The organism is Citrobacter sp. Cf136 (assembly GCF_030333815.1).
Classification (GTDB): Bacteria; Pseudomonadota; Gammaproteobacteria; order Enterobacterales; family Enterobacteriaceae; genus Citrobacter; species Citrobacter freundii.
Genome location: NZ_JAOWFE010000032.1, coordinates 785,577 through 807,199, shown reverse-complemented (window position 1 = coordinate 807,199; position 21,623 = coordinate 785,577). Strand labels below are relative to the sequence as shown.

Sequence of the window (21,623 nt, the reverse complement as noted above, 5' to 3'; positions counted from 1 at the left end):
TCTACGTAAATACGCTACCAATACTCAGTGTTATTAATATGTATTAATTATGCTAACGTTATTAGCATTCATTACGTCAATTTATTAACACTTGACGAGAAACGCTAAAAGGGCCTGCTGAAAGGTGTCAGCTTTGCGAATTTTTGATCCAGATCACGCAATTACTACTCAGAAGTGAGTAATCTTGCTTACGCCACCTGGAGGTAACGCGTTAGAGTTAACTGGCACTAGCGTATAAGCTCTTTTAGTAAATCAAAGTAAAGTGGACGTTAATTAACCGTTTGATTTTCAAACCGTTACACAAATTTTCGTCGGTCTGTCTATACTCTCGTATCGAGCAGATGATTTACTAAAAAAGTTTAACATTATCAGGAGAGCATCATGGCTGTTACTAATGTCGCTGAACTTAACGCACTTGTAGAGCGCGTAAAAAAAGCCCAGCGTGAATATGCCAGTTTCACTCAAGAACAGGTTGACAAAATCTTCCGTGCCGCCGCTCTGGCTGCCGCAGACGCTCGAATCCCTCTCGCGAAAATGGCCGTTGCCGAATCCGGCATGGGTATTGTCGAAGATAAAGTGATCAAAAACCACTTTGCTTCTGAATACATTTACAACGCTTACAAAGATGAAAAAACCTGTGGTGTGCTGTCTGAAGACGACACTTTCGGTACCATTACCATTGCGGAACCAATTGGTATCATCTGTGGTATCGTTCCAACCACTAACCCAACTTCTACTGCGATCTTCAAATCACTGATCAGCCTGAAGACCCGTAACGCCATCATCTTCTCTCCGCATCCGCGTGCAAAAGATGCAACTAACAAAGCAGCTGATATCGTTCTGCAAGCAGCAATCGCTGCTGGCGCACCGAAAGATCTGATCGGCTGGATCGATCAACCTTCCGTTGAACTGTCTAATGCGCTGATGCACCACCCGGACATCAACCTGATCCTTGCGACCGGTGGTCCAGGCATGGTTAAAGCGGCATACAGCTCCGGTAAACCGGCTATCGGCGTAGGCGCAGGTAACACCCCTGTTGTTATCGACGAAACCGCTGATATCAAACGTGCTGTTGCATCTGTTCTGATGTCTAAAACCTTCGATAACGGCGTAATCTGTGCTTCTGAGCAGTCTGTCGTCGTGGTTGACTCTGTATATGATGCAGTACGTGAGCGTTTTGCGACTCACGGCGGCTACATGCTGCAGGGCAAAGAGTTGAAAGCAGTCCAGGACGTTATCCTGAAAAATGGCGCGCTGAACGCAGCTATCGTTGGTCAGCCAGCATACAAGATTGCTGAACTGGCAGGCTTCTCCGTACCAGAAACCACTAAGATTCTGATCGGTGAAGTGACGGTTGTCGATGAAAGCGAACCGTTTGCTCATGAAAAACTGTCTCCGACACTGGCAATGTACCGTGCGAAGGACTTCGAAGACGCAGTCATTAAAGCTGAAAAACTGGTTGCGATGGGCGGTATCGGTCATACCTCTTGCCTGTACACTGACCAGGACAACCAGCCAGAACGTGTTGCTTACTTCGGCCAGATGATGAAAACCGCACGTATCCTGATCAACACCCCAGCTTCTCAGGGTGGTATCGGTGACTTGTACAACTTCAAACTCGCACCTTCCCTGACTCTGGGTTGTGGTTCCTGGGGTGGTAACTCCATCTCTGAAAACGTTGGTCCTAAACACCTGATCAACAAGAAAACCGTTGCTAAGCGAGCTGAAAACATGTTGTGGCACAAACTTCCGAAATCTATCTACTTCCGTCGTGGCTCTCTGCCAATCGCACTGGATGAAGTGATTACCGATGGTCACAAACGTGCGCTGATCGTGACCGACCGCTTCCTGTTCAACAACGGTTATGCAGACCAGATCACCTCCGTTCTGAAAGCTGCTGGCGTTGAAACCGAAGTGTTCTTTGAAGTTGAAGCTGACCCGACTCTGACCGTTGTTCGCAAAGGTGCTGAGCTGGCTAACTCCTTCAAACCAGACGTAATCATCGCGCTGGGCGGCGGTTCCCCGATGGACGCCGCGAAAATCATGTGGGTTATGTACGAGCACCCGGAAACTCACTTCGAAGAACTGGCGCTGCGCTTTATGGACATCCGTAAACGTATCTACAAGTTCCCGAAAATGGGTGTGAAAGCGAAGATGGTCGCCGTCACCACCACTTCCGGTACCGGCTCTGAAGTGACTCCGTTTGCGGTTGTTACTGACGATGCAACTGGGCAGAAATACCCGCTGGCAGACTATGCGCTGACTCCGGATATGGCGATTGTTGACGCCAACCTGGTGATGGATATGCCGAAGTCCCTGTGTGCGTTCGGTGGTCTCGATGCCGTCACTCACGCTCTGGAAGCTTACGTTTCCGTACTGGCTTCTGAGTTCTCCGACGGTCAGGCTCTGCAAGCGCTGAAACTGCTGAAAGAAAACCTGCCGGCGTCCTACCATGAAGGTTCTAAGAACCCGGTAGCACGTGAGCGTGTACACAGTGCAGCAACCATCGCCGGTATCGCGTTTGCTAACGCCTTCCTGGGTGTATGTCACTCAATGGCGCACAAACTGGGTTCTCAGTTCCACATTCCTCACGGTCTGGCGAACGCCCTGCTGATCAGCAACGTTATTCGTTATAACGCGAACGACAACCCGACTAAACAGACTGCATTCAGCCAGTACGACCGTCCGCAGGCACGCCGTCGCTACGCTGAAATCGCAGACCATCTGGGTCTGAGCGCACCGGGCGACCGTACTGCCGCGAAAATCCAGAAACTGCTGGGCTGGCTGGAAGAAATCAAAGCTGAGCTGGGTATTCCTAAGTCTATCCGTGAAGCTGGCGTTCAGGAAGCTGACTTCCTGGCACACGTGGACAAACTGTCTGAAGATGCGTTTGATGACCAGTGTACTGGTGCAAACCCACGTTACCCGCTGATTGCTGAACTGAAACAGATCCTGCTGGATACATACTACGGTCGTGAGTACAGCGAAGGCCAGACTACCGCTAAGACTGAAGCAGTAGCTGCACCGAAAGCAGAAAAGAAAGCGAAGAAATCCGCTTAATTTTCTCAGATAAGTTTTAGTTTCACCATAAACGGTCCCAGTTGGGACCGTTTTTTTTCGTCTTGTGTTATGAAAATTGAGTGATCCCCAATTTAACCATGTGAATAGAATGGCACGGTAAGAGATGTATTCAGGAAGATGTGAGAATAGCCGTCAGAAGAGAGTTGACAGGGTAGAGAACATTGACGAATGTCCCGGCCTACCCTGTATTTATAAGCGCTCAGAAGCCTGCAGGGTTAATCGTGGCTGTGTCGTTCTTGTATCGCCGTCAGAGAGCCCTCAGACTGCGCCTGTTTGTAGTGTTTACGGCATACCGACACATAGCGTTCATTCCCGCCAATAACCACCTGCTCGCCCTCGTTATAGGGCCTTCCAGACTGATCAAGACGTAAAACCATGCTGGCCTTACGCCCACAGAAACAAATGGTTTTTAATTCAACGAGCTTATCAGACCACGCAAGCAGGTATTCGCTGCCGCCAAATAATTCACCACGGAAATCAGTGCGTAAGCCATAGCACAACACAGGAATATCCAGCCGATCGACAACTTCAGATAATTCATAAACCTGTTGTCGAGTCAGAAACTGTGACTCATCAACCAGTATACAGTGAATTCTTTGCTGCTCATTTTCAGCACGAATCTCTTCGTACAATGATGAATTTTGGTTAAACAATTTTGCAGGCGACGACAGACCTATACGTGAACTTACTTTTCCAGCACCAAAACGGTCATCAATTTCCGCTGTATATACAACAGCACGCATCCCACGTTCCTGATAATTGTACGAAGATTGCAGCAATGCAGTCGACTTACCGGCATTCATTGCAGAATAGTAAAAATATAGCTGTGCCATTGACCGAAGGCCCTCACATGGGGAAATAAATATGCGCGGGATTGTATCATATTTCACGATAGTGTCGGTGTAGCGCTGCGCCCAAAGGCGTATAAATGCGCGGACAAGCCCGCTCAGTGCCGCCCGAATTTAAGTAACAGGTAGTGAGAGAGCATACAACCATCGACCATACAGCCCGAGCTCGGACGCGTATATACACACTCTTTCACAAATAGTGCTCATGAAATTTATCAATGTCACTTATCATCATACGGCAATAAAGAAACCCTGCCCATATTGTTATTGAATCTACCCACTGTCGCCATGTATTAGCGAATTCACGTAAGCAAAACTAATACAAAAGGTTGAAATCACTGCAAAGAGATACTATTTGTACACCATAAAATGTGACCTGAATCTTGAATTTTTACTCTCAACCGCTGAGAAGCCCCCTCGCCAATAAGCCTTTTTTATGCCCAACATCATGGGGAATTTAAGACAGGAGAATTAATTCTGTTACTAAATAAAGCGCAATTTTGAATTCCTTACATTCCTGGCTATTGCACAACTGAATTTATCGCTCTATTATTAGCTCAACAAACCACCCCAATATAAGTTTGAGATTACTACAATGAGCGAAGCACTTAAAATTCTGAACAACATCCGTACTCTTCGTGCGCAGGCAAGAGAATGCACTCTGGAAACGCTTGAGGAAATGCTGGAAAAATTAGAAGTTGTAGTTAGCGAGCGTCGCGAAGAAGAAAGCGCTGCTGCCGCTGAAGTTGAAGAACGCACTCGTAAACTGCAACAATATCGTGAAATGCTGATCGCTGACGGCATTGATCCGAACGAACTGCTGAATAGCATGGCTGCTGTTAAATCTGGCACCAAAGCTAAACGCGCTGCACGTCCGGCTAAATATAGCTATGTTGACGAAAACGGTGAAACTAAAACCTGGACTGGTCAGGGTCGTACACCGGCAGTAATCAAAAAAGCGATGGAAGAGCAAGGTAAACAACTGGACGATTTCCTGATCAAGGAATAATTCAGAAATACTTTGCTTAAAATCCCGCCATTGGCGGGATTTTTTTTACTGGTACTTCGCTCAGCCCTACCCGGATTAGGTATAAAAAAAACGGCGCTGTTAATACAGCACCGTTCTGACCAGATAATACCAGAAGGTTACTTCTTAATCCCCATCTCGTCTTCCAGCCAGGCTTTAAATTCAGCGCCGAGAGTGTTATGGCGAATACCATATTCGACGAACGCCTGCATATAGCCCAGTTTATTACCACAGTCATGGCTTTTGCCCTTCATGTGATAAGCTTCAACCGTCTCTTTTTCAATCAGCATATCGATTGCATCTGTCAGCTGAATTTCATCACCCGCTCCCGGAGGGGTTTTAGCCAGCAGAGGCCAGATATCGGCACTAAGAACGTAACGACCCACAACGGCCAGATTAGAAGGCGCTACATCAGCCTTTGGTTTTTCAACCACGCCAACCATCGGGACGCTTTCGCCCGGGGATAATTCAACGCCTTTACAATCAACAACACCATAAGCCGTAACATCTTCTACCGGTTCAACCATAATCTGGCTGCTACCTGTTTCATCAAAACGATGAATCATTTCGGCAAGGTTGTCGCGGGATAAATCAGATTCGTATTCGTCAAGAATTACGTCCGGCAGGATTACAGCAACCGGTTCATCGCCAACCACAGGGTGCGCGCACAATACTGCGTGTCCCAGACCTTTTGCCAGCCCCTGACGCACCTGCATAATAGTCACATGCGGTGGGCAAATAGATTGCACTTCTTCCAGAAGCTGACGTTTTACACGTTTTTCCAGCATTGCTTCAAGTTCAAAGCTGGTATCGAAGTGGTTTTCAATAGAATTTTTAGACGAGTGAGTTACAAGTACAATTTCAGTGATGCCCGCAGCAATACATTCGTTTACGACGTACTGAATTAATGGCTTATCAACCAACGGTAGCATCTCTTTCGGGATTGCTTTCGTAGCCGGTAACATCCTGGTTCCTAATCCCGCAACTGGGATAACGGCTTTTTTGACTTTTGAATTAAGGGCAGCCATTTAAAACTCTCCTGGACTGTTCATGTATTGAACGTGTTCATCATTCTGTATCGCATCCGAGTATATCAGTACAGCGACAAACTTCTGGTCTGAAAAGGACGCGCGTCGGTATAATTAAGATAAATACGAATAAATCTGGCGCTGATAGTAGCACTCACAGCACGGGGAGGGTGAACCAATTTCATTTGCACGCCTCTCAATTGTTCATTCCGCAGACAACATCAAGCGCAGGCGCCCTCCCGCCCCCCATATTTGGCATTGCCATGACTCACAATGTTGGCTCAACTGATTAAGATACGTATTACCTAAGGTACCCAGCGGAACGCCATTGCTGATTTGCACTTGGTGGGAACCTGTATTTAATGTCGCATTCAGCCCTGCAGATACCAGAATCAGATTTTTTAATCCGCTGTGGTAATACCCCACCAGCAAGGGAAACTGCCCTGGTAAATTGGCTTGCCGCAACAAATGATTTACCTGTTTCAATAACGTACCTAACTCCGGCAACCGCTGATTTTGTTGTGTCAGTTGCTCCTGCAGTAGACCATTAAATAGCGCCCGCAATAATAATGCAGCCAAAACACCATTATCCCCTGCCCGCGTCACATCAAGGCAATAGAATGCAAGGTCATGATCCGACAGCGGCGCAATATCCAGCACCAGCCCCGGTTGGTCGGCTACTACCAATTGTCGATAGTTAATGCGGCAGTGCGAAATCACTTGCGACACTGGAGGCTGTAATTCTTTTAGCAGCTTCGCGGCGGCGGCAGGATCGTCCACCATCGCATCCCAGTCGCGAAACAGCCGCTCTTCTTCTTCCACGCGTGAATTAAACATGTTGGGATAAAGACATGCAAAGACGGTTTCTCTCAAGCGATTAAGGTCTTTCACCGGCTTCAATAGGACATCATCCACCCCGAGTCGTAGCGCTTTGGCTATGTCGGACATGTTTTCCGTCGCAGAAATCACCAGTATCGGGGTCTGATCGCCACGATTGCGTAGATACTCAACCAGTTTGAGGCCGTTCATTCTTGGCATAGCCAGATCGCAAATCATCAGATCTGGCGTGAAGTGTCCAAGTAGTTCAAGTGCTTCAAGCCCGTCGCCAGCCACCGCCGTTGTCGCTCCCAAAGAGGAAAACCATGAGTCCATGAGTGAGCGAAATACCGGCTCATCCTCAACGATAAGAATCTGTTTTCCGACCAATGGCTGCGTCATATTCTCCCCCCTGACTGGCTTTAATAAATAGTGGCATGCTATTGCCACTCACGCCTGTCAGAATTTGCTTAAGTGTTGATAAAAAATGCGTTAGACGTTGGTTTTCACCAAGGGTAGAAGTTCATCCATTTTCTTCTCGACCGCCAACTGCCCGGCAGCAATTGCTGCACTGGCGCGGTGAAAATCCAGCGTGGATATTTGTGGACAAAACGGCTGAATCAGTATGTCTGGAGGGTCGCCGGCCATGCGGTTACGTTTCAGACGATTTTCCAGAACCTGAATAGACGTCGTCATGATCTCCATCGCCGTCGGTGCCGTGACCGCACGCCTGGCCGTAATGTTGCTCAATCGCTCTTTCAGGCGGGCATGCCATGAAAGCTCGTCAGCATCATTACCCGATTCGGCATCGCTATTGACGTTGAAGGAGAGTAAATCTTGTTGCATGAGATGAGCATCGTGTTGCAGGTCGACCGCGATAACAATATCGGCCCCCAACGCACGAGTCAGGGATACAGGGACGGGATTCACCACCGCGCCATCGACCAGCCAGTAACCATTATGCGCCACGGGAGACATCAGACCAGGAATGCTACAGGAGGCTCGGACAGCCAGATGCAAATCACCTTCGGTAAACCACAGCTCCCGCCCCGTACTCAGATTAGTAGCAACTGTTGCGAAACGGCGTGTGCATTGCTCAATTGCTTCTACCGGCATAACATTACGGTACTGATTGAATACCCGTTCACCGCGCAGTAAACCTCCCCTGCGCCACGAGAGATCCATCAGCCGTAAAACATCCCAATAGCTGAAAGAACATACCCACTTTTCAAGAGCAGGCAACTTATTGCAGGCGTAGGCAGCACCAACCAGCGAACCGATGGAGCACCCTGCCACGATATCAACATCGATGCCCATATGCTTAAGGGCTTTAATAACCCCAATATGCGACCAACCTCGCGCCGCGCCGGAACCTAGCGCCAGCCCAATTTTTATTTTTCTCATTATACGTACAAACTTCCCCTGGCTTGCAGACGTAGCAACATCGCTACCGCTCAGTTAACATAGTGCCACTCTGGCGTTTTTACGCCGTTTTTATATTCCAGGGAGTACTTTGTGTCTCAGCTTTGTCCCTGTGGTAGCGCTGTCGAGTATAGCCTATGTTGCTACCGTTATGTGTCCGGCGCGCAAGTAGCACCTACGCCGTCACACCTCATGCGTTCTCGTTACTGTGCTTTTGTGATGAAAGACGCAGATTATCTTATCAGGACCTGGCATCCAGATTGTCATGCGGCCTCGTTTCGCGACGACATTATCGCAGGATTTAATCATACTGAATGGCTTGGGCTGACCGTTTTTGAACAAGAGACGGCAGACACAGAAGATATCGGCTATGTCAGTTTCGTCGCACGGTTTTCTGAACAAGGTAAAACAGGTGCAATTATCGAGCGCTCTCGTTTTTTAAAAGAAAACGGTCAGTGGTACTATATAGACGGTACACGCCCTCAAATTGGACGAAACGATACCTGCCCTTGTGGCTCCGGTAAAAAATTTAAAAAGTGCTGCGGCTAATCAACGCCCGACAGTATCAATTTTGCAAACATTCTCAACAGGATCACCGCTGCAAATGCATTCATTACAAAGAAAAGTGCTGCGTACTATTTGCCCAGACCAAAAAGGTCTGATCGCACGCATTACGAATATCTGTTACAAGCATGAACTGAACATCGTGCAGAACAATGAGTTTGTGGACCACCGCACCGGACGCTTTTTTATGCGCACCGAACTGGAGGGCATTTTTAACGACGTCACGCTGCTTGCCGATCTGGACAGCGCCTTACCTGAAGGTTCAATTCGTGAATTAACCCCAGCAGGCCGCCGCCGCATCGTCATTTTGGTCACTAAGGAAGCGCATTGCCTGGGCGATCTGTTAATGAAGGCCAATTATGGCGGGCTGGATGTTGAAATCGCCGCGGTGATCGGCAATCACGAGACGTTGCGTCCTCTGGTTGAACGGTTTGATATTCCGTTTGAGCTGGTCAGCCATGAAGGTTTAACACGTGACGAACATGATCAGAACATGGCTGACGCTATCGACGCCCACCAGCCGGACTATGTCGTGTTGGCTAAATACATGCGCGTTCTGACCCCAACATTTGTTTCACGCTTCCCAAATAAAATTATCAATATTCACCATTCATTCCTGCCAGCATTCATTGGTGCTCGCCCGTACCATCAAGCTTATGAACGCGGCGTGAAAATCATCGGCGCGACGGCCCATTACGTAAATGATAACCTTGATGAAGGCCCAATCATTATGCAGGACGTGATCCATGTTGATCACACCTACACTGCCGAAGATATGATGCGCGCGGGTCGCGACGTTGAAAAAAATGTTTTAAGCCGTGCGCTGTATCAGGTTCTGGCTCAGCGCGTCTTTGTTTACGGTAACCGAACGATTATTCTGTAATCGATTGATAAGTTAATTGGTTACCTTTACATCTTTGCGTGTAAAAATCAGGCAACCAGTTCTTTTTTATCAACGGAATGCTTTACAGGGGCGCATCATTTGATATGATGCGCCCCGCTTCCAACGGAAGCAGGCCAGTAATTAGCATTACCCCGTGGTGGGGTTCCCGAGCGGCCAAAGGGAGCAGACTGTAAATCTGCCGTCATCGACTTCGAAGGTTCGAATCCTTCCCCCACCACCATTCATTCTTTTAGACTCACAAAATTAGTATACCCTTGGTGGGGTTCCCGAGCGGCCAAAGGGAGCAGACTGTAAATCTGCCGTCATCGACTTCGAAGGTTCGAATCCTTCCCCCACCACCATCACTTCATAAAGCACCAACACAAAATCAATCTGCAATGCCCTTTATTTGCCTGATGCGCTGTGCTTATCAGACCTACAAACTCGACACATGCCCACAAATTGCCTGATGCACTACGCAGGCCTACGGCGCTCGCTTAAACCTGCGTAGGCTGGATAAGGCGCTTGCGCCGCCATCCGGCAAACAGGCATAAAAAAACCCCGCCGAAGCAGGGTTTATCTTTCACAGAAATACGATTAGTGACGTGCACGAACAATCTGGTATTTGCGTGTCAGATATTCGACCGGGACGCTCCAGATGTGTACCAGACGCGAGAATGGGAACAACAGGAACAGCGTCATACCCAGCACAAGGTGCACACGGAAAATAAATGCGACGCCATCCAGATACTGAGACGCTCCGCCATGGAAGGTCACCACTGTCTGCGCCCAGTTCACCAGCTTCATCATCTCGCTGCCGTCCATATGCTGGGCGGAGAACGGAATGGTCAGCAGACCCAGCGCACACTGGATAACCAACAGAGAGAGGATCAGAATATCCGCTCCGGTGGTGGTGGCCCGCACTCGTGGGCTGAACAAACGACGTTTCAGCAGCAGTACACCGCCAATCAGACACATTACGCCGCTGGCGCCACCTGCGAACATCGCCATCTTTTGTTTCACTTCAAGCGGCAGCCACGCTTCATACATCCAGTGCGGCGTTAACATACCCAAGAAGTGCCCGGCAAAAATCCCCAGGATCCCGATGTGAAACAGGTTTGACGCCAGGTTCATCCCTTTGCGATCCAACATCTGACTGGAGGCCGCACGCCACGTATACTGCCCGTAGTCATAACGCAGCCAACTGCCGATCAGAAAGACAGAACCCGCGATGTACGGATAGATGTCAAAGAAGAACGTATTCAGGAAGTGCATTAGTGCTGTCCTCCGGTGGTGATATTCAGATACTGCGGCGCAACGGCCCCGGCAAAACGACGCTGGTGAGCGGAGATTTCCGACTCGCCACACCCCTGATCGGCGAAGAATTTTACCTGCTCTTCTTCCCAGACCGCATCCAGCGCTTGTGGGGTATCATCACGGGCTTCATCCGCAATTTTTTCAGCCACTTTATCGCTGTCGATAACGGTATTCGCCAGTTTTAACAGCAAATCGAACAGTACTGCATAACGGCTTCCACGCTGCTGCAAACGAGCGCTGAGCAAAGCCAGAATCGGCGCGATATCCTGCAAGCCACCTAGCGCTTCGCTTTTCGGCAGTTGCGCAAGATATTCCAGATACAACGGCAGATGATCGGGAAGTTCGCGGCTGTCGAGCTGCAAACCGTGCTGTTCATACTGTGCCATCAGGTCAACCATCGCCTGACCGCGATCGCGGGATTCACCGTGTACATGTTCAAACAGCAGCAGCGAGGTGGCACGGCCACGATCAAACAGTTCGCTGTAACTTGCCTGCACATCCAGCACGTCTTGCGCGATTAGATCGCGCAGGAAAACGCCCAGAGTCTGGGCATCCTCTTTATCCAGGTTCTCAGATGACGCGAGTGCATCGAAAAGCTCCTGCTGATGCTGCCACAGGGCAGCATCCGGGTACTCGAGCAAACGCGAAACAATGACGAGTTCAATCATTGGTGCGGCTCCGTTTTGCTGGTCACATCGACAGCGTCGATGCGGCGGCTGTTGAACAGATTGAATTTAGTATCAGAACCGTGGCAACCGTCACCGAAGGTAAAGCCACAACCGCTTTTCTCCGGGAACGCGTCACGCGCCAGTTCACGATGGCTGCTCGGTACCACGAAACGATCTTCGTAGTTCGCGATCGCCAGATAACGATACATTTCCTGTGCCTGCGCTTCGCTCAAGCCCACCTCTTCCAGCGCACGGGTATCGACTTTACCGTCAACGGTTTCCGTACGTTTGTAGTGACGCATTGCCAGCATACGTTTCAGCGCCAACAGCACCGGCTGAGTATCGCCTGCGGTCAGCAGGTTCGCCAGGTACTGAACCGGGATACGCAGACTGTCAACGTCCGGCAGAATACCGTTGCTGCCCAGCTCGCCCGCATCGGCGGCAGACTGAATCGGTGACAATGGCGGCACGTACCAAACCATCGGCAATGTGCGGTATTCCGGATGCAGAGGCAGCGCCAACTTCCAGTCCATCGCCATTTTATAAACCGGAGACTGCTGTGCGGCATCGATAACGCTCAGCGGAATACCATCTTTCAGCGCCTGTTCAATAACAGCCGGATCGTTCGGATCGAGGAACACGTCCAGTTGACGCTGGTACAGATCTTTCTCATGCTCGGTGCTTGCCGCGCTTTCAATCGCATCCGCGTCATACAGCAGTACGCCGAGGTAACGGATACGACCGACGCAGGTTTCGGAGCACACGGTCGGCTGACCGGCTTCGATACGTGGATAGCAGAAAATGCACTTCTCTGACTTACCGCTCTTCCAGTTGAAGTAGATTTTTTTATACGGGCAACCGGTGATGCACATACGCCAGCCGCGGCATTTGTCCTGATCGATCAGCACGATGCCATCTTCTTCACGCTTGTAAATGGCACCGCTCGGGCAAGTCGCCACGCACGCCGGATTAAGGCAGTGCTCGCACAGACGCGGCAAATACATCATGAAGGTGTTTTCGAACTGACCGTACATCGCCTTCTGCATGTTCTCGAAATTTTTGTCTTTCGCCAGCTTCTCGAACTCACCGCCGAGGTCATCTTCCCAGTTCGGACCTTTGGTGATTTTATCCATACGCTGACCGGTGATCAGCGAGCGCGGACGGGCAATCGGCTGTGCTTTGCTGTCTGCCGGGGTGTTGTGCAGAGTCTGGTAATCGAAGTCAAACGGTTCGTAGTAGTCATCAATACCTGGCAAATGCGGGTTAGCAAAAATTTTACCCAGCAGCAGCGCTTTGTTACCCATGCGCGGCACCAGTTTACCGTTGATCTTACGGATCCAACCGCCCTTCCATTTTTCCTGGTTTTCCCAATCAGTTGGGAAGCCAGTACCCGGTTTGGTTTCAACGTTGTTAAACCAGGCATACTCCGCACCTTCACGGCTGGTCCAGACGTTTTTACAGGTTACTGAACAGGTGTGGCAACCGATGCACTTATCGAGATTCAGCACCATGCCGACTTGTGAACGAATTTTCATTTTACGCTCTCCTGTACCTGGTCATTGCCTTCGCCATCCAACCAGTCAATGTTCTTCATCTTACGAACCACCACGAACTCATCACGGTTCGAACCTACGGTGCCGTAGTAGTTAAAGCCGTAGGCCAGGTGGGCATAACCACCAATCATGTGCGTCGGTTTCGGTGTGATACGGGTCACCGAGTTATGGATCCCGCCGCGCTGCTCGGTAATCTCCGACCCCGGAATATTCACAATACGTTCCTGGGCGTGGTACATCATGGTCATCCCGGCCGGGACACGTTGACTCACAACCGCACGGGCGGTAAGTGCCCCGTTACTGTTAAAGACTTCGATCCAGTCGTTATCCTCGATACCCAGATCTTTCGCATCCGCTTCGCTCATCCACACGATCGGACCGCCGCGGCCTAACGTCAGCATCAGCAGGTTATCGCTATAGGTGGAGTGGATACCCCACTTCTGGTGTGGCGTCAGGAAGTTGAGCGCTTTTTCAGGGTTACCATTTGATTTCTCGCCCATCACCTCTTTCACCGAACGAGTATCAATTGGTGGGCGGTAAACCAGCAGGCTTTCACCGAAGTCTCGCATCCACTGATGATCCTGATACAGCTGCTGGCGACCAGTCAGCGTACGCCATGGGATCAGCTCGTGAACGTTGGTGTAACCGGCGTTGTAAGAAACATGTTCATCTTCCAGTCCTGACCAGGTCGGGCTGGAGATAATTTTGCGCGGCTGCGCCTGAATATCGCGGAAGCGGATTTTCTCGTCTTCTTTATTCAGCGCCAGATGCGTATGGTCACGGCCGGTAAATTCACTCAGCGCAGCCCAGGCTTTCACCGCCACCTGACCGTTGGTTTCCGGTGCCAGGGTGAGGATCATCTCAGCGGCATCAATCGCCGTATTCAGCATCGGCTGGCCTTTTGCCGGGCCTTCAGCCTTGGTGTAGTTGAGCTTACGCAGCAGGTCCATTTCGCTCTGGGTGTTCCAGGCAATCCCTTTCCCGCCGTTCCCGACTTTATCCATCAGTGGGCCGATGGACGTGAAGCGTTCGTAGGTTGCCGGGTAATCACGCTCAACTGTCATGATGTGCGGCGCGGTAACGCCTGGAATCAGATCGCATTCGCCTTTCTTCCAGTCTTTAACATCCAACGGCTGCGCCAGTTCGGCGGCCGAGTCGTGCTGGATAGGCAGCGTCACTACGTCAGTTTCTTTGCCAAGGTGGCCCACGCAAACTTCAGAGAATTTCTTGGCGATAGCCTTGTAGATTTCCCAGTCGCTCTTCGATTCCCAGGCTGGATCAACGGCGGCAGACAACGGGTGAATAAACGGATGCATATCCGAGGTATTCATATCGTCTTTTTCATACCAGGTGGCGGTCGGCAGCACGATGTCGGAGTACAGACAGGTGCTCGACAGACGGAAGTCCAGGGTAACGACCAGATCCAGCTTGCCGTCCAGTCCGTTATCCTGCCATTCCACTTCTTCTGGCTTCACGCCCCCCTGTTTACCCAGATCCAGTCCCTGAATACCATGTTCAGTACCCAGCAGATACTTCAGCATGTACTCGTGGCCTTTACCGGAAGAGCCGAGCAGGTTAGAACGCCAGATAAACAGGTTACGCGGATGGTTTTTACCGTTCTCTGGTTGTTCGGCCGCAAAGCGAATAGAACCTTCCTTCAGAGATTTAACGGTGTAATCCACCGGTGTCATCCCGACTTTTTCTGCCTCACGCGCAATGTACAGCGGGTTAGTACCTAACTGCGGCGCAGATGGCAACCAGCCCATACGTTCAGCGCGAACGTTAAAGTCAATCAAATGACCACTGTAGCGGGATTTGTCTGCCATCGGGGACAGCAGTTCCTGTGCCGTAACCGTCTCATAGCGCCATTGGCTGGAGTGGTTATAGAAATAGGACGTACTGTTCATGTGACGCGCCGGACGCTGCCAGTCAAGGCCAAACGCCAGCGGCTGCCAACCGGTCTGCGGACGCAGTTTTTCCTGACCCACATAGTGGGCCCAACCGCCGCCGCTCTGGCCGACGCAACCACAGAACACCAACATGTTGATAAGCCCACGATAGTTCATATCGAGGTGATACCAGTGGTTCAGACCCGCGCCAACAATAATCATTGAGCGGCCGTGCGTTTTATCTGCGTTATCGGCAAATTCACGGGCAATACGCACGATCTGAGCGCGCGATACGCCAGTGATTTTCTCTGCCCATGCCGGGGTATACGCTTTGATATCGTCGTAGCTGGAGGCGCAGTTTTCATCGTTCAGACCGCGTTCCAGACCGTAGTTGGCCATGGTCAGATCGTAAACGGTAGTCACCAGCGCAGTAGAGCCATCTGCCAGTTGCAGGCGTTTTACCGGCAGTTTGTGCAGCAGAACATTTTCCAGTTCAACTTTGCTAAAGTGCTCGGTACCTTCGCCGCCAAAATACGGGAAGCCGACTTCAGCGATGTCGTCCTGGCTGCCTAACAGGCTGAGCTGCAGTTCGGTTTCGTTACCGGACGTGCCGTCGCGCTGCTCAAGGTTCCATTTACCTTTTTCACCCCAGCGGAAACCAATTGAACCGTTTGGCGCAACCATTTCGCCGTCGGTATTGATGGCAACGGTTTTCCACTCTGGATTATTTTCCTGACCCAGGGAGTCAACCAGATCGGCGGCACGCAGCATACGACCCGCCGCATAATACCCGTCACGCTCTTCGAGCATCACCAGCATCGGGAAGTCGGTGTAACGACGCACGTAGTCGGTGAAGTATTGGCTCGGGTTATCAAGGTGGAACTCGCGCAGCATGACGTGACCCATTGCCAGCGCCATTGCGGCATCGGTGCCCTGCTTCGGAGCCAGCCACAGATCGCAGAGTTTAGCGATTTCAGCGTAATCCGGGGTGATGGCGACCGTTTTAGTCCCTTTGTAGCGAACTTCCGTGAAGAAGTGCGCATCTGGGGTACGGGTCTGCGGAACGTTTGAACCCCAGGCGATAATGTAACTGGAGTTATACCAGTCGGCAGATTCCGGAACGTCAGTCTGCTCACCCCAGGTCTGCGGAGACGCAGGCGGCAAGTCACAGTACCAATCGTAGAAGCTCAGACAGGTGCCGCCAATCAGCGACAGATATCGTGCACCGGAGGCGTAGGAAACCATCGACATCGCAGGGATCGGTGAGAAGCCCGCCACGCGGTCAGGACCGTAGGTTTTAACGGTGTAAACGTTAGAAGCGGCAATCAGCTCATTCACTTCCTGCCAGGAAGAACGCACGAAACCACCACGACCACGCGCTTGTTTGAAGCTTTTTGCTTTATCGGCGTCTTCGATGATGGAGGCCCATGCGTCTACCGGATCGCTGTGCAGTCTTTTCGCTTCACGCCACATTTTCATCAGGCGTTTGCGCATCAGCGGGTATTTCAGACGGTTAGCGCTGTAGAGATACCAGGAATAGCTTGCACCACGAGGGCAACCACGAGGCTCGTGGTTTGGCAGGTCCGGACGGGTACGCGGATAATCGGTTTGCTGGGTTTCCCAGGTCACCAGACCATTTTTCACATAGATTTTCCAGCTGCATGAGCCAGTGCAGTTTACCCCGTGGGTTGAACGCACGATTTTGTCATGCTGCCAACGCTGGCGGTATCCGTCCTCCCAGTCCCTGTTGGTATTGAGAAGCTGGCCATGCCCATCGGCAAAGGTTTCGCCCTTCTGCTTGAAGTAGCGAAACCGGTCCAGGAATTTACTCATCGGTTTTCTCCTGTAGGAGCCTGACGGCTCTCTGATAAATCGACATTGCTTGATTGAGAGCGAAGGTAACGCTCTGAAAGGGCGTGAGAATTGATAACGATCAAGGCAGGCAGGGATGAAAAATGAGAGCTGGTTTTTACATACCCCCAAAGTGGGATACTGACAATTAACGTAATAAATTGAATTTAAAGGTTTTTTAATAATTCAATTATCATGCAAATGTTAAATTCTTTATAAGTGGGTATTAAGGGGTATCCCCCCTGCTTAGCATGTTGCGTTCGCCGTTCTCACAGACTGTTGTCATGCCACAATACAAAAGTATGTTGTAACTAATTACAGTAAAAAAAAAGCGCGGTCTAACACCGCGCAATGGATAATCAACTTACACTTCATCCTTCAAACTGCTTCGCGTTGGCTGCGCTCGTTCTCCCCAGTCACTTACTTCTGTTAGCTCCTGGGGATTTCTCACTTGCCGCCTTGATGCAGTTAGAATGATTTTGTGTATACCACTTTTTTACTTTTTAGAATGACGTCCGTATACCGCCCAGGTGATAACCACACAAGCGACATAGAAGATCAGAAATACTTTCATCGCACCGACCGGAGAACCGGTTAATGCCAGGGACGTGCCAAATGCTTTCGGGATAAAGAAGCCGCCGATCGCACCAATAGCAGAGATAAAGCCCAACGCTGCCGCCGTATCGGTTGCCGCCTCGCGCATCGCTTTCTCTTCTGAACCACCTTCAGCTTTCACTCTGTCCATCGTCAGTTTGCGAAAGATTACGGAGATCATCTGGAAGGTTGAACCACTCCCCAGTCCGGCCGTCAGGAACAACGCCAGGAACACAGCGAAGAAGGCAATGAAGTTGCCGCCGACACCGTTTGATGGCAGCGTCAGGAACAGTAAGGCACTGAAAATAGCCATCAGAATGAAGTTCACCAGCGTGACGCGGGTCCCGCCCAGACGGTCAGAGATTGCGCCGCCCGCAGAACGCGCCAGCGCACCAATGAACGGGCCAAAGAAGGCGTAATGCAGGATCTGCACCTCAGGGAACTGCGTTTTTGACAGCATCGCGAAACCGGCAGAGAAACCGATAAAGGAACCGAAGGTCGCCAGATACAGCAGGCTCATAATCCACAAATGCCCGCGTTTCAGCACCGGCAATTGCTCTTTCAGCGAGGCTTTGGAGGTTGCTAGTTCGTTCATACCGAACCATGCGGCCAGCGTGAAAATAGCGAGGAACGGCACCCAAATCCATGCGGCGTTTGCCAGATACAGCTGCGTACCATCCGGTTGTTCAACACCGTGGCTACCAAATGCGGCAAAGATTGACAATGAAACCACCAGCGGCGCGACCAACTGCATCACGCTGACGCCCATGTTGCCCAGGCCACCGTTCAGACCCAGCGCGCCGCCCTGTTTCTGTTTTGGAAAGAAAAAGCTGATGTTTGCCATACTGGACGCAAAGTTCGCACCAGCGAAGCCGCACAGCAGGGAGATAATAATAAAGGTACTAAACGGCGTGGAGGTATCCTGCACCGCAAAACCTAACCATACGCAAGGAATGATCAGGATGCCGGTGCTAAATGCCGTCCAGCGACGTCCACCAAACAGGGGGACCATAAAGGAGTACGGAACACGCAGCAGCGCGCCGGACACCGAAGGTAATGCCGTCAGCATGAACAGCTGTTCAGTGGTGAAATCAAATCCGACTTTCGGTAAGTTCACCGCCACGGCGCTAAATAACATCCACACGCAAAACGCCAGCAGCAAGCAAGGGACGGAAATCCACAGGTTACGGCTGGCGATTCGTTGACCACGCTGCTGCCAGAAGGCGGGATCTTCCGGTCGCCATTCGGTAATTACAGCTCCAGATGCCCTTTCCGGGGCAGATGAGTGACTCATAGACACCTCTGATACTTGTTTCGATGCCTGCAACATTAGGGTTTACAGCTGGAGGTAAGTTGATATAAATCAAAGGAAAAGGTGTCATTATTCATGCCTAAAATTTATTATTACCCTTAATGAGTACATAACTTCGGTAAAAAAGATGTGGTTTTTCACGCTTCTGTCGCCCCCTACTCCCCCTCGCCCAGGATCTCTCCCTCCACTGGCAATTAAGGGGTAGCCCGTTTGAGGTATGGGTATACTCCAGTGTATCGCCGAGAATAACGCCACTGCCTGCAGCAGAATCGTCATTCAATAAGGTTTTCTGTTCGACGAAAACCCGAAGGAACAAGTCACCATGTTTAAACGTTGTCTCTCCCCGCTTACGCTGGTCAACCAGGTGGCGCTGATTGTTTTATTGTCCACAGCCATCGGCGTGGCGGGTATGGCTGTCTCCGGCTGGCTGGTTCAGGGCGTTCAGGGTAGCGCCCATGCAATCAACAAAGCGGGATCGCTGCGCATGCAGAGTTATCGCCTGCTGGCAGCCGTACCGCTGGACGCTAGCGATCAACCGCTGCTGGATGAAATGGAGCAAACGGCGTTTAGCCCGGAGTTGACGCGTGCCGCAAAGCGAGATGGACAACAGGCGCAGTTAAAAGCATTACAGGATTACTGGCACACTGAACTTGCGCCGGGACTTGCGCATGCGCAAACGCCTGATGCGGTAGCGCAGGATGTGACGCGCTTTGTGGGCGGACTGGATAAATTGGTCACCGCCTTTGACCATACCACCGAATTACGCATTGAACGCGTCGTCCTGCTGCATCGCCTGATGGCCGTATTTATGGCATTGCTGCTGGTTTTCACCATTATCTGGCTGCGCGTGCGCCTGTTAGAGCCGTGGAAACAGCTGCTGTCGATGGCGCGAGCCGTCAGCCAGCGTGATTTTACCCAACGCGCGCATATCAGCGGTCGTAATGAGATGGCGGCTCTGGGCTCGGCGCTAAATAATATGTCGGAAGAACTGGCCGAAAGTTACGCTGTGCTGGAACAGCGAGTACAGGAGAAAACAGCGGGGCTGGAGCACAAAAATCAGATTCTTTCTTTTCTGTGGCAAGCTAACCGCCGCCTGCACTCTCAGGTGCCGTTGTGCGAACGCCTCTCTCCGGTACTGAATGGTCTGCAAAATTTGACCTTGCTGCATGATATTGAGCTCCGGGTTTACGACCTGGAAGATGAAGACAATCATCAGGAATTTACCTGTCAGTCAAATGCCAGCTGTGATGAGAAAGGTTGCCATCTGTGTCCTCGCGGAACGCTGCCCGCGATTGACGGCGGGATTACATTGAAATGGCGGCTGACCGATGCGCATACCCAGTACGGTATTCTACTCGCCACCTTGCCGAATGGACGCCATCTCAGCCACGATCAGCAGCAGCTGGTTGATACTCTGGTTGAGCAACTGACCGCAACGCTTGCGCTCGACAGGCATCAGGAGCGTCAACAGCAGTTGATTGTGATGGAAGAGCGTGCCACCATTGCGCGCGAACTTCATGATTCTATTGCACAATCGCTCTCTTGTATGAAGATGCAGGTTAGCTGTTTACAGATGCAGGGCGATGCGCTTTCAGATAACTGTCGCGAGTTGCTCAGCCAGATTCGTAACGAGCTAAATGCTTCATGGGCACAACTGCGAGAACTGTTAACCACCTTCCGTTTACAGCTCACGGAACCTGGATTACGACCGGCGCTGGAAGCCAGCTGTCAGGAGTACAGCGCCCGTTTTGGATTTACGGTTAAGCTGGATTATCAGCTACCGCCACGCCTGGTCCCTTCGCATCAGGCGATTCACCTGCTACAAATTGCGCGCGAAGCCCTGAGCAACGCACTTAAACACTCTCAGGCCAATGAAGTGGTCGTGACGGTGGTGCAAAATGGCAAGCAGGTCAAACTGACAGTGCAAGATAACGGCTGCGGCGTACCGGAAAACGCCGAACGCAGTAACCACTACGGCATGATAATAATGCGCGACCGCGCGCAGAGCTTGCGCGGCGATTGCCGCGTACGCCGTCGCGAGACGGGCGGTACTGAAGTTGCTGTCACTTTTATTCCCGAAACAAACTTCACAGAAGTCCAAGGAGATACCCATGAGTAATCTGGAACCGGCAACTATCCTGTTGATCGACGATCATCCGATGCTGAGAACCGGTGTAAAACAGCTTGTCAGCATGGCGCCCGATATTACCGTTGTCGGCGAAGCCAGCAATGGTGAGCAGGGTATCGAGCTGGCTGAATCCCTTGATCCCGATCTGATCCTGCTTGATCTCAACATGCCCGGCATGAACGGTCTGGAAACCCTCGATAAGCTGCGTGAAAAATCACTTTCGGGCCGTATCGTTGTGTTTAGCGTATCCAATCATGAAGAAGATGTGGTTACCGCACTGAAGCGTGGTGCCGACGGTTACCTGCTGAAAGATATGGAGCCGGAAGATTTACTGAAAGCATTGCAGCAGGCTGCCGCTGGTGAAATGGTGCTGAGCGAAGCCTTAACCCCGGTTCTGGCCGCCAGCCTGCGCGCCAATCGCGCAACATCCGACCGTGATGTTACTCAACTGACGCCGCGCGAACGCGATATTCTTAAACTCATCGCCCAGGGTCTGCCTAATAAGATGATCGCCCGCCGCCTCGACATCACCGAAAGCACAGTAAAAGTTCACGTGAAGCATATGCTGAAGAAAATGAAGCTCAAATCACGCGTTGAAGCCGCGGTATGGGTGCACCAGGAACGCATTTTCTGATAACGCGC

The 21,623-nt window shown here is 51.0% G+C and carries 15 protein-coding genes and 2 tRNA genes; 8 read left to right on the top strand and 9 right to left on the bottom strand.

Annotated elements, in window-relative coordinates:
• Nucleotides 1-381: 381 nt before the first annotated feature.
• Nucleotides 382-3,060: a bifunctional acetaldehyde-CoA/alcohol dehydrogenase gene (gene adhE, locus OGV98_RS08255; protein WP_003020717.1), complete on the top strand. Its 2,679-nt coding sequence runs from the start codon at nt 382-384 to the stop codon at nt 3,058-3,060.
• Nucleotides 3,061-3,296: 236 nt separating this feature from the next.
• On the opposite strand, the gene tdk is transcribed toward adhE, so the two are convergent.
• Entirely contained in the window at nt 3,297-3,914 is a 618-nt protein-coding gene (gene tdk, locus OGV98_RS08250; protein ID WP_200003100.1) for a thymidine kinase, read from the bottom strand.
• A gap of 610 nt (nt 3,915-4,524) precedes the next feature.
• On the opposite strand from tdk, the gene hns reads away from it, so the two are divergent.
• On the top strand, nt 4,525-4,938 hold the full coding sequence (gene hns, locus OGV98_RS08245; protein ID WP_003020723.1) for a histone-like nucleoid-structuring protein H-NS: 414 nt from the start codon (nt 4,525-4,527) through the stop codon (nt 4,936-4,938).
• A 137-nt stretch (nt 4,939-5,075) separates the two neighbouring features.
• Here hns and galU read toward each other — a convergent pair whose 3' ends face one another.
• The 3 genes from galU to rssA all read right to left on the bottom strand — a co-directional run bounded on the left by galU (nt 5,076) and on the right by rssA (nt 8,204).
• Nucleotides 5,076-5,984 (bottom strand): UTP--glucose-1-phosphate uridylyltransferase GalU, encoded by a 909-nt coding sequence (galU, locus tag OGV98_RS08240; RefSeq protein ID WP_003020727.1) that lies wholly within the window; start codon nt 5,982-5,984, stop codon nt 5,076-5,078.
• A gap of 204 nt (nt 5,985-6,188) precedes the next feature.
• Complete coding sequence (rssB, locus tag OGV98_RS08235; protein WP_003841305.1) at nt 6,189-7,202, bottom strand: two-component system response regulator RssB; 1,014 nt, start codon at nt 7,200-7,202, stop codon at nt 6,189-6,191.
• A gap of 90 nt (nt 7,203-7,292) precedes the next feature.
• Nucleotides 7,293-8,204 (bottom strand): patatin-like phospholipase RssA, encoded by a 912-nt coding sequence (rssA, locus tag OGV98_RS08230; RefSeq protein WP_003020732.1) that lies wholly within the window; start codon nt 8,202-8,204, stop codon nt 7,293-7,295.
• A 111-nt stretch (nt 8,205-8,315) separates the two neighbouring features.
• Here rssA and OGV98_RS08225 point away from each other — a divergent pair, with 111 nt between their 5' ends.
• The 4 genes from OGV98_RS08225 to OGV98_RS08210 all read left to right on the top strand — a co-directional run bounded on the left by OGV98_RS08225 (nt 8,316) and on the right by OGV98_RS08210 (nt 10,031).
• The gene (locus OGV98_RS08225; protein ID WP_003841307.1) at nt 8,316-8,771 is read left to right on the top strand and encodes a YchJ family protein; all 456 of its coding nucleotides are present in this window, start codon (nt 8,316-8,318) and stop codon (nt 8,769-8,771) included.
• A 55-nt stretch (nt 8,772-8,826) separates the two neighbouring features.
• Complete coding sequence (gene purU, locus OGV98_RS08220; protein ID WP_048217494.1) at nt 8,827-9,669, top strand: formyltetrahydrofolate deformylase; 843 nt, start codon at nt 8,827-8,829, stop codon at nt 9,667-9,669.
• A gap of 156 nt (nt 9,670-9,825) precedes the next feature.
• Nucleotides 9,826-9,910, top strand: a tRNA-Tyr gene (locus tag OGV98_RS08215).
• A 36-nt stretch (nt 9,911-9,946) separates the two neighbouring features.
• Nucleotides 9,947-10,031: transfer RNA gene (locus OGV98_RS08210), tRNA-Tyr, on the top strand.
• Between the two features lie 235 nt (nt 10,032-10,266).
• Here OGV98_RS08210 and narI read toward each other — a convergent pair.
• The 5 genes from narI to OGV98_RS08185 form a co-directional block, all read right to left on the bottom strand.
• The gene (gene narI, locus OGV98_RS08205) at nt 10,267-10,944 is read right to left on the bottom strand and encodes a respiratory nitrate reductase subunit gamma (RefSeq protein ID WP_003020743.1); all 678 of its coding nucleotides are present in this window, start codon (nt 10,942-10,944) and stop codon (nt 10,267-10,269) included.
• A complete protein-coding gene (gene narJ, locus OGV98_RS08200) occupies nt 10,944-11,654 on the bottom strand; it encodes a nitrate reductase molybdenum cofactor assembly chaperone (RefSeq protein ID WP_003020745.1) in 711 nt (236 codons plus the stop codon). Before narJ ends, narI begins: the two co-directional genes overlap by 1 nt.
• Complete coding sequence (narH, locus tag OGV98_RS08195) at nt 11,651-13,189, bottom strand: nitrate reductase subunit beta (protein WP_003020747.1); 1,539 nt, start codon at nt 13,187-13,189, stop codon at nt 11,651-11,653. The genes narJ and narH overlap by 4 nt, the downstream gene beginning before the upstream one ends.
• Nucleotides 13,186-16,929, bottom strand: a complete 3,744-nt coding sequence (locus OGV98_RS08190) for a nitrate reductase subunit alpha (RefSeq protein WP_016150348.1) — start codon at nt 16,927-16,929, stop codon at nt 13,186-13,188. Before OGV98_RS08190 ends, narH begins: the two co-directional genes overlap by 4 nt.
• Nucleotides 16,930-17,443: 514 nt before the next feature.
• Nucleotides 17,444-18,835 (bottom strand): NarK family nitrate/nitrite MFS transporter, encoded by a 1,392-nt coding sequence (locus OGV98_RS08185; RefSeq protein ID WP_003020752.1) that lies wholly within the window; start codon nt 18,833-18,835, stop codon nt 17,444-17,446.
• Between the two features lie 340 nt (nt 18,836-19,175).
• Between OGV98_RS08185 and narX the strand changes: the two genes are divergently transcribed.
• Complete coding sequence (gene narX, locus OGV98_RS08180; RefSeq protein ID WP_003020754.1) at nt 19,176-20,972, top strand: nitrate/nitrite two-component system sensor histidine kinase NarX; 1,797 nt, start codon at nt 19,176-19,178, stop codon at nt 20,970-20,972.
• A complete protein-coding gene (narL, locus tag OGV98_RS08175) occupies nt 20,965-21,615 on the top strand; it encodes a two-component system response regulator NarL (protein ID WP_003020756.1) in 651 nt (216 codons plus the stop codon). Before narX ends, narL begins: the two co-directional genes overlap by 8 nt.
• Nucleotides 21,616-21,623 lie beyond the last annotated feature (8 nt).